Source organism: Micromonospora sp. NPDC050980, assembly GCF_040653835.1.
In the GTDB taxonomy this organism is placed as follows: Bacteria; Actinomycetota; Actinomycetes; order Mycobacteriales; family Micromonosporaceae; genus Micromonospora.
Genome location: NZ_JBFAGS010000008.1, coordinates 87,609 through 101,059 on the forward strand (window position 1 = coordinate 87,609; position 13,451 = coordinate 101,059).

Sequence of the window (13,451 nt, forward strand, 5' to 3'; positions counted from 1 at the left end):
CCGGCGTCACGGGCGAGAGGATCCGGGCAGACAGGACAGTCGGGACGCCGATTCCCGGCGGTGGGGGGTGCGCCGTGTCCGGTGGATCGAGGATGCCGACGGCGGGAAACCACGCCCCCCGGGTGGCGCTGCACCTGCTCGGCGGCTTCCAGCTCCTGCACGACGGCGTGCCGGTGGTGGTGCCCCGCGGGCTGCAACGTGTCATCGCGCTGATCGGCCTGCGCCCGGGCGCCACCCGCAGTCACCTCGCCGGGCTGCTCTGGCCCGAGAACCCCGAGGAACGGGCGCTGTCCTCGCTGCGCACCGCGCTCTGGCGGCTGCGCCAGGACCCGTGCTGCCCGCTGCGCACCGACGGCGACACCGTCCGCCTCGGCCCCACCGTCCGCCTCGACACCGACGAGCTGGTCGAGGCCGCCGCCCGGGTACGCGAGGGCGCGGTCCCCCGCGGCGTCACCGGCGCCGGCCGGCACGACCTGCTCCCCGGCTGGTACGACGACTGGGTGTTGCTGGAACGCGAACGGCTGCGCCAGCTCCGCCTGCACATGCTGGAGGAACTGGCCGGCAACCACCTGGTCGCGGGTCGCCACGGCGAGGCGCTGGAAGCGGCGCTGGAGGCGATGGCGGCCGAGCCGCTGCGCGAAACCCCGCACCGCCTGGTCGTCCGCATCCACCTGGCCGAAGGCAACGCGTTCGAGGCGGTGCACTCGTTCTACGTCTACCGGGAGCTGCTCCTGCGCGAGCTGCGCCTGGAACCGTCCCCGGCCATGACCGCCCTGCTCGACGACACGCTCGCCCCGATCCGCCGCGCCAGTCGCGCGGAGCCGCCGCCATCCGGGGGGCGGCGCACCGTCGCGCGCGGTCCGGCGCCGCACCCGCGCGGCGCGACGTCACCACCGCCATCAATGCCCAGGGGTACGCCGTGACGGCGAGGTGACACCCGCGCCGCCACCGTGGAGACACGACGACCGCCGCCACCCGGGTCGGGGCGAGCGGCGGCAGCGCGGCGGAAGGGACCTGCGATGAGTCGACTGTTGGTGGTCAGCCGGATCGTGCCCGGCTCGCAGGGCCGGGTGGCCCAGATCTTCGCCGAGTCCGACGCGACCGAACTGCCCCGGCTCACCGGCGTGCGGCACCGGTCGCTGTACTACCTGCACGACCTGTGCGTCCATCTGATGGAGACCGTCGACGTGGCCCCGGACCTGGCGGCCGAGCTGCGCGAGAACCCGCTCTACGAACACGTCAACGAACGGCTGTCCGCGCACACCTCGCCGTACCTGCCGACCTGGCACTCGCCCCGCGACGCGGTCGCCGGCTGCTTCTACAGCTGGGACGCCGCCGACAGCCCGGCCCCCGACCGGATCCACTGAGCCGGGACGGGCCACCGACGGGGGCGCTCCGGGACCACGTACGGCACCGGGTCCCGGAGCGTCCTCCCCACCCACGGTCATCCTCCGGCCACCGGCCGGCGCGGCCGGTGGCACCGCCGACGCCCCGACGCCGACCTGCCTGTCGCCTCGCGCGCACGTGTGCGAAGCTGCCCCGAGCTTTCTCGTGACCGTCGTGCACGCACATAGAAGGAGGTAGGCCATGCCGTCGAGCTTCGGGCAGTGGCTGTTCGTGATCCTGGCCCTGCTCATCGGAGTGGGCGTCGGCTGGGTGGTGTCCGGTCGCCGGGCCGGCGCGGACGCGTCGGCGCCCACGGTGGAGGGTGCCACCGCCCCGGCTGCCGAGATGACCGGCACCGTCGACGAACCGCGGCCGGCCGCGGTGGTCGACGAGACGCCGGCACCGGCAGCCGTGACCGATCAGCCGACCACGACCGGGGTGGACACCACTTCCCCCGCCGAGTCCGAGCCCGCCGTCACCGCCGCGTCCACCGCCGCCGAGCCGGCCGCCGTCACCGCGGGATCCGGGCCGGCCACCATCGCCGCGGAGTCCGTCGACGCGGGCGCGTCGCACCCGGGCGAGCCGGTCGACGCCGCGGAGCCGACCCCGGCCGACGTGGCCGCGGAGCCGGCCGGCAGCGGCGTGGCGCAGGTCGCCGAGGCGACGCCGACCGCACCGGCGACCGAGCCGGAGCCCGTGCCCGCCGTCGCCGCTCCCACCCCGGCCGACGCGACGCCGGCGCCGGCCGGCGCCGTCGCGGAGCCCGCCGACCCGATGCCGGCGCCGGCAGGCGCCGTCGCGGAGCCCGCCGACGCGACGCGGGAGCCGGCCGGCCCGGCCGCCGCCACCGCGCCGGCGGTCACGCCGACCGTCCCGGCGCCCCGGGCCTCGGCGGAGAACGACGAGCCGGCGCGGGCGGAGACTGACGCGCCGGACGACTTCCGCCGCATCCAGGGCATCGGGCCGAAGCTGGCCGCCGCGCTCCAGGACGCCGGCATCCGCACCTACCGCCAGCTCGCCGAGCTGGACGAGGCCACGCTGCGCGAGACCGTGAAGACCGCCGGCCTGCGTGCCGCGCCCGGCCTGGCCACCTGGCCCCAGCAGGCGAAGGTGCTGGCCGGCACCCGCGGCGAGACCGGGCAGGCGCTCCCGGCGGGCGCCGAGTAGCCGGTACCGGACCCCGGGCCGGTGACGACCGACGATCGTCACCGGCCCGACCTGTTCGGTGCGACCGGAATGCCGGAAAGCCGACGGGCGCACACCGTCGTCGCTACCGTCGGGGAGGGGGCAAGACCGCCTACCGCACGATCCCGCCACCGCAGGAGCAGCTCGTGCCCACCGCACCGCCGGAGCCCGCCGACCCGCGGCCCCCGGTGCGCGATCCCGAGGCTCCACGCCGGGTGACGCTGCTGGAGCTCTTCTTCGACCTGGTCTACGTGGTGGCGCTGGCCCTGGTCTCGCGCTACCTGATCCGCGGGGTCGGCTGGGAGCGGGCCGCCGAGTCGCTGGTCATCCTGATGGCCATCTGGTGGACCTGGGCGATCACCACGCTGGTCACCGACCTCTACGATCCGGGACGCGCCGAGATCAAACTGCTGGTGGTGGCCGTGATGTTCGGCGCGCTGCTGATGACCACCGCCATCCCGGAGGCGTTCGGCGCCCGCGGGCTGGTCTTCGCCGGCACGTACGTGGCGATCCATCTCGGACGCGGCGTGTTCCTCATGCCGGCGGTCCGGCGCCATCCCGAGACCCGCCGCCGGGCCATCCGGATCCTCGTCTGGTTCGCGGTGTCCGCGGTGCCCTGGCTGATCGGCGCGGTCGCCGCACACGGGCACGCCCGCATCTGGTTCTGGGCCGGCGCGCTGGCCATCGACTACCTGGGGTTCCGCCTCGCGTACCCGGTGCCCGGCCTGGGCTCGGTGCCGGAGGCCCAGCGCAACGTGACCGCCGAGCATCTCTCCGAGCGCTACCAGCAGTTCTTCATCATCGCGCTGGGCGACGCGGTGCTGGTCTCCGGCACCGTGTTCAGCCTGCACCACTCCGAGGTGGAGAACATCGCCGCGTTCACCACCGCGTTCACCACCACGCTGCTGCTCTGGCGTATCTACGTGCACAAGTCCGGTGAGCTGCTACCGCACGCCATCGCCCGGTCGAGCCAGCCGAGCTTCCTGATCACCGCCCCGTACACCCACCTGCTCATGGTGGCCGGGGTCGTGACCGCCGCGGCCGGCTTCGACCTGGTGCTGCTGGAGCCGACCGGACGCACCCCGCCGGCCTGGCTGGCGGTCATCCTCGGCGGGCCGGCACTGTTCCTGGCCGGTCGGGCCGCCTTCGAGTACGAGGTGTTCAGCCGGGTCTCGCGGTCCCGCCCCGGTGGCATCCTGGCGCTGCTCACCATCGCGCCCGCGCTGCTGTTCCTCGCGCCGGTGTACGCCGCCGTCGGCGCCATGCTGGTGCTGGCGGGGGTGGCCGGCGCCGACCACCTGCGCAGTCGGGGCCGCCCGCCCGAGGAGCCAGTGCCACCGCACTGAGCCGGCCGCCGGTAATCGGAATCGGCCGTGTCCACGGCGGTGCGCCGTTTGACGGATCACCCGTGCGGGGTACATGCCCTCCACCTCGAATCCACCACAACCCCAGCGGAGGCAACTGATGCGCGGCACCTCGATACTCGGCGTCCTGGTCGTCATCTGGCTCATCATCGGCGCCATCGCCGCCGGTCAGCGCGGCTACTACGGCAACGACGAGACCAACTGCGCGGAGGCGGGCACAATCCTGGTCACGATCGTGGCCGGCCCGCTGAACTACATCGGCGCCAACCCGAAGATCGACTGCAAGCTGCCCGAGCCTTCCAAGTAGGTCGCCGCACCCCGCACTTCCCCCCGGCCCGCGCCCGCCCAGCGAGCGCGGGCCGTTCCGTGCCCGAGCGAGCGCCGTCACCTCCGTCCCCGCCGTCCCCCTGGTCCCGCCGTCCCTGCCGTCCCTGCCGTCTCCGCCGTCACCACCGCCGGCCGTCCTAGGAGGCTGGGCTTCCAGATGCAGGTGTGAGAGGGGGTCCCTTCTCTACACGAGGCGTTAACAAGGGGCCCCTCCTTACACCTCAGCCGCCGACGTGGATGCCGGGGCGGCGGGTCGGGTCGGGCTCGGACTTGCGGATGATCTCGCGGACCACCGGCGGGGTGTCACCGCGCCCCAGGATCAGGTAGCGCAGCAGGTGCGCGATCGGGTTGCCCTCCGACCACTCGAAGTGGCAGTGCGGCCGGACCCCGGTCGCGTCCCGCAGGGCGAGCAGGATCGCCGCGATCGCGTTCGGCGCGGCCGGGCTGCGGGCGCGCAGGATCCGGTACCCACCGACCTCCACCCCGCACACCCGCAGCACCTGGCTGAACTGGGACGGGTCGCTGACGTCGATCTCCAGGAAGATCACGTCGGCGGCGCCGGGCACCGGGTTCATCGACCGTTGCGCCCGCTCCTTGACCCGGTACTCCTTCACCGATCTCCGCTGCGCCGCTTGTTCGCGATCAGGTGCAGCCGCCCATCCCGGGCGGCGGACTCGTCGACGAACCGGCGGGCCGGCGCGTCGAACTCGATCCGCTCGGCGCGCAGCTCCGTGGTCCGGGTGACCCGGGAGATCAACGAGACCGCGATGATCCCGGCGATGAAGAAGCCGGAGATGGTGATGCCGTCGGGCTTCTCCACCACGTTCTCCGCGAGCGCGTACAGCAGGACGGCGGTGAGCAGCGCGAACCCGGTGGCGGCGGCCCGGTGCCGGGCGCGCAGCGCCGAGATGGTCACCGCTATCGCGCCGGAGACCATCATGGCGAGGATGCCGGTGGCGTACGCGCCGGCCTGGGCGTTGACGTCGGCGGAGAACGCGACGGTGATGGCGATGCTGATCGCGGTGTAGACCAGCACCACCGGTCGCACCGCCCGTCCCCACTCCGGCGCCATCCCGTAGGACGGCAGGTAGCGCGGCACGATGTTGATCAGTCCGGCCATCGCCGAGGCGCCGGCGAACCAGAGGATGAGCACGCTGCTGAGGTCGTAGACGGTGCCGAACGCCTCCCCCAGCCGCTCGTGCGCCAGGTATGCCAGCGCCCGGCCGTTGGCCGGACCGCCGGGAGCGAACGCCTCGGGCGGGATCAGCACGGTGGTGACGAACGTGGTGGCGACCAGGTAGACCGACATGATCAGGGCGGCGGTGGCGAGCAGCCGCCGGGTGCTGCGGATCCGGGCGGCGAGCCGCCGCTCCGGGTCCTCGCCGTCGCCCCGCACCAGCGGCATCATGCTCACCCCGGTCTCGAAGCCGGACAGGCCGAGCACCAGCAGCGGGAAGGCGAGCACGCTGGTGGCGAGCACGTCGCCGGCGCCGCCGACCCGGGTCAGCCGGCCGGTCCAGTCACCGAGCGCGCCCGGGTCGGCGGCGATGCCGGCCAGTCCGGCGGCCACCACCACCGCGTTCAGCCCGAGGAAGGCCGCTACGAGCGGGATGGCCACCTGCACGGCCTCGCTGAAGCCGAGCAGGAACACGCCGCCGAGCACCAGCAGCAGCGTCACGGTCACCAGCACCGCCGCCGTGGCGCCGTGCGGGAAGGAGGCGGGCAGGATCGGGTTCTCCAGCAGGTGCACGCTGGCGTCGGCGGCGGAGAGCGTGATCGTGATGATCCACGAGGTGGCCACGAAGCCGAGCAACACCAGCACGAAGACCTTGCCCCGCCAGAATGGCAGCAGCCGCTCCAGCATGGCCACCGAGCCCTGCCCGTGCGGGCTCTCCCGGGCCACCCGCCGATACATGGGCAGCATCCCGAACAGGGTCAGCGCCACGATCAGCAGGGTGGCCAGCGGGCTGAGCGCGCCGGCCGCGACCGCGGCGATGCCCGGCAGGTAGGACAGGGTGGAGAAGTAGTCGACCCCGGTCAGGCACATCACCTGCCACCACGGGTGCGCCCGCGACTGGTGCTCCCGGACCTCCGGGCCGACCGGCTCGACCCGGTGCTGGAACAGCCAGCGGTGCAGCCGGTCGGCGGGCGCCGCCGGCCGGGTCGGCGTGGCCACCCGCTCCGGCAACGCGCCCGGGGCGCGGCCGGCCCCGTCGCCGGGCTCGGCGTGTCGGCCGGCCCGGGCCGCGGCGGCGGCGTGCGCCTCGCGGCGGCGGTCCCGCGTACGCCGGGGCTGCTCCCCGTCCCGTGCCTGCGCCATGCCCCGACGGTAGGCGTTGACCGGGGCGTGACCTGGCCGAACGCCTATCGAACCAGCGGCGAGGGGGACGGCGCCCCCGTGTCCCGCGCCCGGACGGCGGGACACGGGGACCCCCCGTCCCGGCTACTGCAGGAACGCTCCCAGGGGCGACAGCAGCAGCCGGCCGAGCAGCGCGGCGTTGTCGTCCAGCCGCATCCGCTCACACTCGCGGGCGTCCGGGTCGTGGCGGCAGCGCCAGATCTTCTGCGCGTTGCGCCAGGCCACGTTGCGGGTGTATTCCACCAGCTCGCCCTGGTACCAGTCGTCGATGTCGCCGTTCACCATGTCGATCATGAGCTGCCAGTGGTCCAGGTAGCCGCGGCGCAGCTCCGGGATCCGCTCGGCGAAGATCTTGTTGATCTCCAGGTAGTCGCGGTGCTGGTCGCTGCCGTCGACCGGCTCCGACTCCAGGCTCTCCAGCGTGGTCACCAACGCGAACGGCAGGTCGTAGTTGATGTGCGCGTTGACGCCGGCGGCGGCCGACGGCAGCGGCCGGGCGTCCGGGCCACGCATCCGCTTGAACAGGCACGACCAGGCCCGCGGCGTGCTCGGGCTGGAGTCGGTCCAGAACCGCAGCGCCTCGAAGTAGCGCGCGGCGAAGTCCACGTCGAGCCGGGCCAGGAACGCCGGGTCGACGAACCGGTCCTCGTAGAGGCCGTCGAGCACCGTGCTGGTGATCACCAGGTAGAGCTTGTTGAAGTCGGCGAGCGGGCAGCTCGCCTCCAGCGGCGGGAGCCGGACCAGCAGGTCCTGCAACTTCGTCAGATGGTCCACGACCGCCGGCACGTCGGCGGGGTGGTCGGCGAGCAGCCCGACGATGTCCTGGTGCACGGGACCCCAGACCGGTTCGGTCATCTCTCCTCCACGATGGTCGGCGTCCCCCACGACGCCACCCGATTCCGCCGCACAGCCTGCCAGCCGCCGCGGGCACGCCGGATCAGTAGAACGACGTATAGCCGACGTACGTCTATTCCGGCCGGTTGCGCAGGAAGATCGCGCTGGCCTGCACCCGCGTGCGGACCTGGAGCTTGTCAAAGATGTGCGACACGTGCACGCCGATGGTCCGTTCGCTGATGAACAGCCGCTGGCCGATCTCCTTGTTCGTCAGTCCCTCGGCGACCGCGGCGAGCACCTCGCGCTCCCGCGCGGTCAGCACCGCCAGCTCGTCCACCGCCGGCGTCACGGTCGCCGCCGCCCGTGGCCGGGGCGCCGGCGCGGCCGGCGGCGCGTCGTCCAGGGCGACCCGGGCCCGACCCGCCAGGCTACGGATCTCCGCGCTGAGCGGCACCGCGCCGAGCGACTGCGCCATCGCGTGCGCCCGGCGCAGCAGCTTGCCGGCGGTGGCCACCCGGCTGCGCCGGCCCAGCAGCGCCTCGGCCTGCCGCAACCGGGAGTATGCCGCCGGGTAGGGATGGTTGCGCCGGTCCCACTCGGTGGCCGAGCGGGCCCACAGCTCGGGGTCGCCCCGGCCGTCTTCGAGCCGGCTCAGCTCGGCGTCGCAGAGCGCCAGGAAACCGTCGGCCACGTACCGCACCGGAGCGCCGGCCTGCCCGCTCTTACGAGTCACCCGGTCGACCGCCTCCCGCAGCCGGCGCACCGCTGTCGGGTCCACCTCGACCGTGCGGCTGGCCGCCGCCTCGGCCTCGGCCCGCAACCCGTGCCAGGCCAGCGTGGCCAGCACGATCACGTCGTCGGAGCGGCTCTCGGTCAGGCCCCGCTGCACGGCCTGCCGGGCCAGGTCGTGCCGGCCCTGCCACATGTGCAGCCCGGCGCGCAGGATGAGCATCGGCAGCACGTGCCGGGCTCCGCCGCCGGCCAGCACCGTCGCGACCGCCTCCAGGTCACGGTCGGACGCCTCGACGTCGCCGTACCCGACGGAGAGCCGGCACCGGGCCAGCAGCAGCTCGACCGCGTCCGCACCGGACGGCCGGTGCCGCAGCGCGGCGGCGACGACCTTCTCCGCCTCGGCCCACTGCCCCACCCGGAACAGCCCGTTCGTCGCGACCGCCAGCAGCCGGGTCTCCCAGGTGCGGCCGAGACCCAGCTCGGCGACGCGCTCGGCGCCCCGCCGGGCCACCACCACCCCCTCCTCGCAGGTGTTGAGCGGGCCGGTGAGCAGCTCGGCGAGGTGCAGGTAGGCGCAGGCCACGTCCTCCGGCCGGCCGGAGCGCTCGGCGGTCTCCAGCGCCCGGCGCATCACCGCCAGCCCGGCGGTCGGATCCTCCAGGAACGCCTCGCTGAAGCCCAGCGCGGCGCTGGCCAGCACCACCTCCGAGGTGGAGCCGGGCACCTCGGCGGCCAGGTCGAGCGCCTCCCGGGCCTGGTCGCCGGCCTCGGCGTAGCGGCCCAGGTGCAGCAGCAGCTCGGCCAGCCGGGCGGCGGCGGTGCACCGCTCGTGCGGCGTGCAGTCGGCCGAGGCGAGCACCAGCCGGTATTCCTGCTCGGCCGGGGCGGAGCGGCCGGCGGCGGCCAGGTAGCGGGCGCGCCGGATGCGCAACGCGCAGGCCGGCGGCCCGGCCGGGTCGGCCGACAACTCCTCCAGCAGGGTCAGCGCCCGGGCGTGTTCCCCACTGTGGTGCGCGGCCTCGGCGGCGTGGCTGAGCAGCTCGGCCCGGTCCACCTCGACCGGCTCGGGGGGCCGGCTGCCGTCCGGCGACACCGGGGGCGGGGTGGCCGCCAGGGTCAGCGCGGCGGACCAGTGACGGTGCGCCTCGGCGTACCCGTGCAGCCGTTCCGCCTCCCGGGCGGCGGCCATCGCGGCCGGCAGCGCGCGGGCCGGCTCGCCGGCCTGCCGCCAGTGGTGGGCCAGCCGGGCCTGGTGCAGCTCGGCCGGGGCCGCGGTGAGCGCCTCGGCGTAGCGGCGGTGCAGCGCCGCCCGCTCGGCGGGCAGCAGCTCGTGCGCGAGGATCTCGGCGACCAGCCGGTGCCGCAGCCGGTAGCCGTCGTCGGCGCCGACCAGCAGGCGGTGCGCCACCGCCTCGCGCACCGCGTCGAGAAGCTCGTCCTCCGGCAGCCGGACCACCTGGGCCAGCAGCCAGTGCTCGACCGGCTCGACGCCGGCGGCGACCGCCTGCACCACGGCGTGCGCGGGCTGCGGCAGGGCGTCCACCCGGTCCAGGAAGACCTCGCGCAGCGTGTCGGAGAGGCCGTCGCGGCCGTCGCGCCGGTCGCGGGCCAACTCCTCCACCACGAACGGGTTGCCGCCGCTGCGCTGCCACATCTGGTCGGCGGCCTCCGGTGGCAGTGGCGCGCCGACGATCGCGGCGGCCAACTCGTCGGTGCCGGCACGGTCCAGCGGAAGCAGGTCGACCACCCGGACCGAGCGCAGCCGGCGCAGCTCGGTGAGCACCCGGCGCAGCGGGTGGGCGCCGCGCAGCGACTCGGCGCGGATCGCGGCGAGCACCGACAACTGGAGGTCACCGAGGCCGGCGAGCAGATAGAGCAGGAGCTGGCGGGTGCTCCGGTCGACCCACTGCAGGTCGTCGAGGACGAGCACGAGCGGCCGGCCGCCGGCGACCAGGTGCAGCCCCTGGGCGACTCGTTCCAGCAGGGCGCCCGCGCCGTCCGGGCCGGGGGTCTCCTCGTCGAAGACCTGCAACAGCCCGCGGACCGCCGAGGTGGTGCGCGCCTCGGCCAGGTCGGCGTCGAGCCGGCGCAACGCCTGGCGCACCGGGTGCAGCGGCGAGGCGTCACCGATGTCGAGGCAGGCGCCGGTGAGGACCAGGGCGCCGGCCTGCCGCAGCCGCTCCCCCACCTCACCGAGCAGCCGGGTCTTGCCCACCCCGCTCTCGCCGGTGAGGAACACCGCCGCGGTCTGCCCGGCAGCGACGTCGTCGAGCAGCGCCGACCGCAGCGTCGCCAGGGTCCCGGAGCGGCCGACGAGCGGTGCGGTGTCCAGGTCGCTGGCCATGCAATGCAGCCTAGTCACAGGTTCCCGCACCGTTCTACGGCCTCGGGGCCCCACTCGTACTCCTCGCGTCGACAACACGACTAACGGTTGCGCGTGCCCGACATACGTCGTCCTACCGATCCCCCGACGACCCGGTGGTGAAAGTGTCCGGAGGTCGTCGGGCACCGGACCAGGGAAAGGGTGGGTGCGATGTTGATCACCACGCCCGTGCAGCGTCGGGAAGCCGTCACCGCGGCGCGCTGGCCGGTGCCGGAGGAACGCCGCACCGTCACCGTGCTCTTCGTCGACATCGTCGGCTCCACCGCCCTGATGGAACGGCTCGACCCGGAGGACGTGCGGACGCTGCAACGGGTCTACTTCGGCACCGTCTCCGGAGTGCTGCGCCGGTGGCGGGGCGTGGTGGAGAAGTACGTCGGCGACGCGGTGATGGCGCTGTTCGGCGCGCCCGACGGCGACGGCTTCGACGCGTACCGGGCGGTGCGGGCCGGGTTGGAGATCCAGGCGGCGTTGGACCGGCGGTCACCCGGTGACGCCCGGTTGCGGGTGCGGGTCGGCGTGGCGACCGGCGAGGTGCTGGTCGACCTGACCGGTGCCCGCGACGGCGGGCACGGTGCGGCAAGCGGTGCGGTGATCACCACCGCGGCCCGGCTCCAGGAGTACGCGCCGCCCGGCGGCGTGGTGGTCTGCCCGACCACCCGACGCGCCGTCGCCGGCCTGGTGGACCAGCGTCCACTCGCCGCCGCGACGCTGCCCGGCAAGGCGTCGCCGCTGGACGTGTGGCGGGTGACCGGGGTGGCCGGACACCGGCCGGCCCGGCACGACGGTCCACTGGTGGGCCGCCGTCGCGAGCTGGCCGGCGCGGCCGACGCGGTCGCCCGGGCGCTGCGCGAGCGCCGTCCACGGTGGATCTCACTGACCGGGCCGCCCGGCAGCGGTCGCAGCCGGCTGCTGCACGAGCTGACCCGGGCGGTGACGCGGGTGGACGGCACCGCGGTGCGCTGGTGCGTGACGCGCTGCCCGCCGTACCCGGACGGGGACCTCGCGCCGCTGGCCGACCTGATCCGCGCGCTGCTCACGCCGGAGCGGACCGACCGTCCGGCCGGCGTGCCCGCCCGGCCCGGATCGCCGGTGCGCCGCACCCTCGGGCGGGCCGACACCGGCGCAGCGCTGGCCGCGTTCCTCGCCGCGCCACGCGACGCCGCGGCGGGTGCCCGGGCCGTGCCGGCCTGCCGCGAGCTGCTGCTCGACCGCGCCGCCGACGGGCCGGTGGTGGTGGCCGTGGACGACCTGGACCGCGCCGCGCCGGCGTTGCACCGGTTCCTGCGCCAGGTGCACGCCGCGGCCGGCGACCGGGGGCTGGCGCTGGCGGTGGTCACCACGCACGGCGCCGGACCGGCCGACCCGTGGCCGGAGCCGGCCGACCCCCGACACCGGGTGTGGTTGCCACCGCTGGGCGCCCGCGACACCGGTCGGCTGCTGCGGCACCTGCTCGACCGGGCCCAGCGGCCCGCCGCCCTGGCCGCACGGCTGCTGCCGCTGGTGGGTGGCAACCCGGGCGTCGCCACCGCCTACGCCGCGGCCGACCCGGTCATCGAGCCGGCCGGGGTGCCCGACGCCGTTCGCCGGCAGGTGGACGCCCGGTTGGACACGCTGGACGGCGGGCGACGCGCGGTGCTGATGGCCGCCGCCACGCTGGGCGGCCCGATCGTCGCCGCCACCGTCGAGCGGATGCTCGGCTGGCCCGCCGGCCAGGCCGAGCCGGCGCTGCACGCCCTGGCCGCGACCGGCCTGCTCCGCCGGGCCGGCGCCGGCGAGCCGGCCGGCTGGACGATCGTGGAGCCGGTGGTGGCTCGGGTGGCCGCCCATCGGCTGCCCCGCGCCGTGCGGGCGCAGTTCTCCCGCCGGCTGGCCGGCGTCGGGACGTTCGCCAGCGCGGAGCCGCACGGCGCCGGGGAGGTCGACGACCGGGTCGCCGGTGGGCCGGTGGCGATCGCGGCTCGACGCGCGGCCGGCTGGCCGGACGACACCACCGCCGCGCGTCGGGTGGCCGCGGCGGGGTACCGGACCGGCGTCCCCCGGGTGGGGCGCCGACGGGTGGGCGAACCGCCCGCTCGGGGCGGGACGGTCGCGCCGGTCGGGTGGAGGGGCCCGACCGGCGCCCGTCCCGCCGGGTCCACCCCGATCGCTGCGGTCGCCGACCGCTCCGCGTACGCGGCGGCCGGCGCGTCCCGGGGCGGGCCACCGTCGAGGGCCGCACCGGACGACTGGTCACCGGCCGCCACGGGACCGCCTCGGGCGCACTCGGCCGGACCGGCGCACCACCTGGGTGAGCCGGCGAGCCGGGGTCCCCGGGCCGCGACGGTGCCGCCGGGCACCACGCTCGGGCTCGCGGCCTGACGGGCGCGTGCGGGTCGGAGCGGGCACGGGGCCGCTCCGACCCGCACGGGCCGCGTCGAGTGTCAAGCGGGGCCCCCTCCTATGCAGAATGCGTTAATAGGGGGCCCCGCCTTGCGCAGGGCGGGCGACGACCCGGCTGCGCCCCCGGAACTCGGCCACCACCTCGTCGCCGCGCCGGACGGTGACGTCGTAGATGCCGCTGCGCCCGTGCCGGACCCGCTCGGTGGCGTACGCCTGGAGCACGTCGCCCTCACGTACCGGCCGCAGGAAGCTGATCTCACCGCCGGCGGCGACGGTGGCCGGCCCGTGACTGTTGCAGGCCAACGCGAACGCGGTGTCGGCGAGCAGGAACACGAAGCCACCGTGGCCGATCGCGTGCCCGTTGAGCATCGCCGCGGTGACCCGCATCCGGGCCACCGCCGCGCCGCCGCCGGCCGAGACCAGCTCGATGCCGAGCCCCTTCGAGGCCACGTCGGCGTCGAACATGTCGTGCGCCGCGGTGCGGCCGTCGTCGCCGGTCATC

General features: G+C 75.4%; 9 protein-coding genes and 1 pseudogene. 6 read left to right on the top strand and 4 right to left on the bottom strand.

Going from position 1 to position 13,451, the window contains the following annotated elements; genetic code table 11:
• The first annotated feature begins 74 nt into the window (after nucleotides 1–74).
• From AB0H28_RS15020 to AB0H28_RS15040, 5 genes are all read left to right on the top strand, one after another.
• Nucleotides 75–923, top strand: a complete 849-nt coding sequence (locus AB0H28_RS15020; protein ID WP_358039273.1) for a BTAD domain-containing putative transcriptional regulator — start codon at nucleotides 75–77, stop codon at nucleotides 921–923.
• Nucleotides 924–1,019: 96 nt separating this feature from the next.
• Nucleotides 1,020–1,367 carry a TcmI family type II polyketide cyclase gene (locus tag AB0H28_RS15025; protein ID WP_358039276.1) on the top strand — a complete coding sequence of 116 codons (348 nt, stop codon included), beginning with the start codon at nucleotides 1,020–1,022 and terminating at the stop codon, nucleotides 1,365–1,367.
• A gap of 220 nt (nucleotides 1,368–1,587) precedes the next feature.
• Complete coding sequence (locus tag AB0H28_RS15030) at nucleotides 1,588–2,553, top strand: helix-hairpin-helix domain-containing protein (RefSeq protein WP_358039279.1); 966 nt, start codon at nucleotides 1,588–1,590, stop codon at nucleotides 2,551–2,553.
• A gap of 164 nt (nucleotides 2,554–2,717) precedes the next feature.
• Nucleotides 2,718–3,917 (top strand): low temperature requirement protein A, encoded by a 1,200-nt coding sequence (locus AB0H28_RS15035; protein ID WP_358039282.1) that lies wholly within the window; start codon nucleotides 2,718–2,720, stop codon nucleotides 3,915–3,917.
• A gap of 118 nt (nucleotides 3,918–4,035) precedes the next feature.
• Nucleotides 4,036–4,242: a hypothetical protein gene (locus AB0H28_RS15040; protein ID WP_281588914.1), complete on the top strand. Its 207-nt coding sequence runs from the start codon at nucleotides 4,036–4,038 to the stop codon at nucleotides 4,240–4,242.
• 241 nt (nucleotides 4,243–4,483) lie between these two features.
• Here the strand turns inward: AB0H28_RS15040 and AB0H28_RS15045 are convergent.
• The 3 genes and pseudogenes from AB0H28_RS15045 to AB0H28_RS15055 form a co-directional block, all read right to left on the bottom strand.
• Nucleotides 4,484–6,582: pseudogene (locus AB0H28_RS15045) on the bottom strand (amino acid transporter).
• 123 nt (nucleotides 6,583–6,705) lie between these two features.
• Nucleotides 6,706–7,476 (bottom strand): DUF5995 family protein, encoded by a 771-nt coding sequence (locus tag AB0H28_RS15050; protein ID WP_358039285.1) that lies wholly within the window; start codon nucleotides 7,474–7,476, stop codon nucleotides 6,706–6,708.
• Nucleotides 7,477–7,588: 112 nt separating this feature from the next.
• Nucleotides 7,589–10,531 (bottom strand): AAA family ATPase, encoded by a 2,943-nt coding sequence (locus tag AB0H28_RS15055; RefSeq protein WP_358039288.1) that lies wholly within the window; start codon nucleotides 10,529–10,531, stop codon nucleotides 7,589–7,591.
• A gap of 189 nt (nucleotides 10,532–10,720) precedes the next feature.
• On the opposite strand from AB0H28_RS15055, the gene AB0H28_RS15060 reads away from it, so the two are divergent.
• Nucleotides 10,721–12,928, top strand: a complete 2,208-nt coding sequence (locus tag AB0H28_RS15060; protein WP_358039291.1) for an adenylate/guanylate cyclase domain-containing protein — start codon at nucleotides 10,721–10,723, stop codon at nucleotides 12,926–12,928.
• 93 nt (nucleotides 12,929–13,021) lie between these two features.
• On the opposite strand, the gene paaI is transcribed toward AB0H28_RS15060, so the two are convergent.
• The gene (gene paaI / locus AB0H28_RS15065) at nucleotides 13,022–13,450 is read right to left on the bottom strand and encodes a hydroxyphenylacetyl-CoA thioesterase PaaI (RefSeq protein ID WP_358039294.1); all 429 of its coding nucleotides are present in this window, start codon (nucleotides 13,448–13,450) and stop codon (nucleotides 13,022–13,024) included.
• Nucleotide 13,451: the final 1 nt, after the last annotated feature.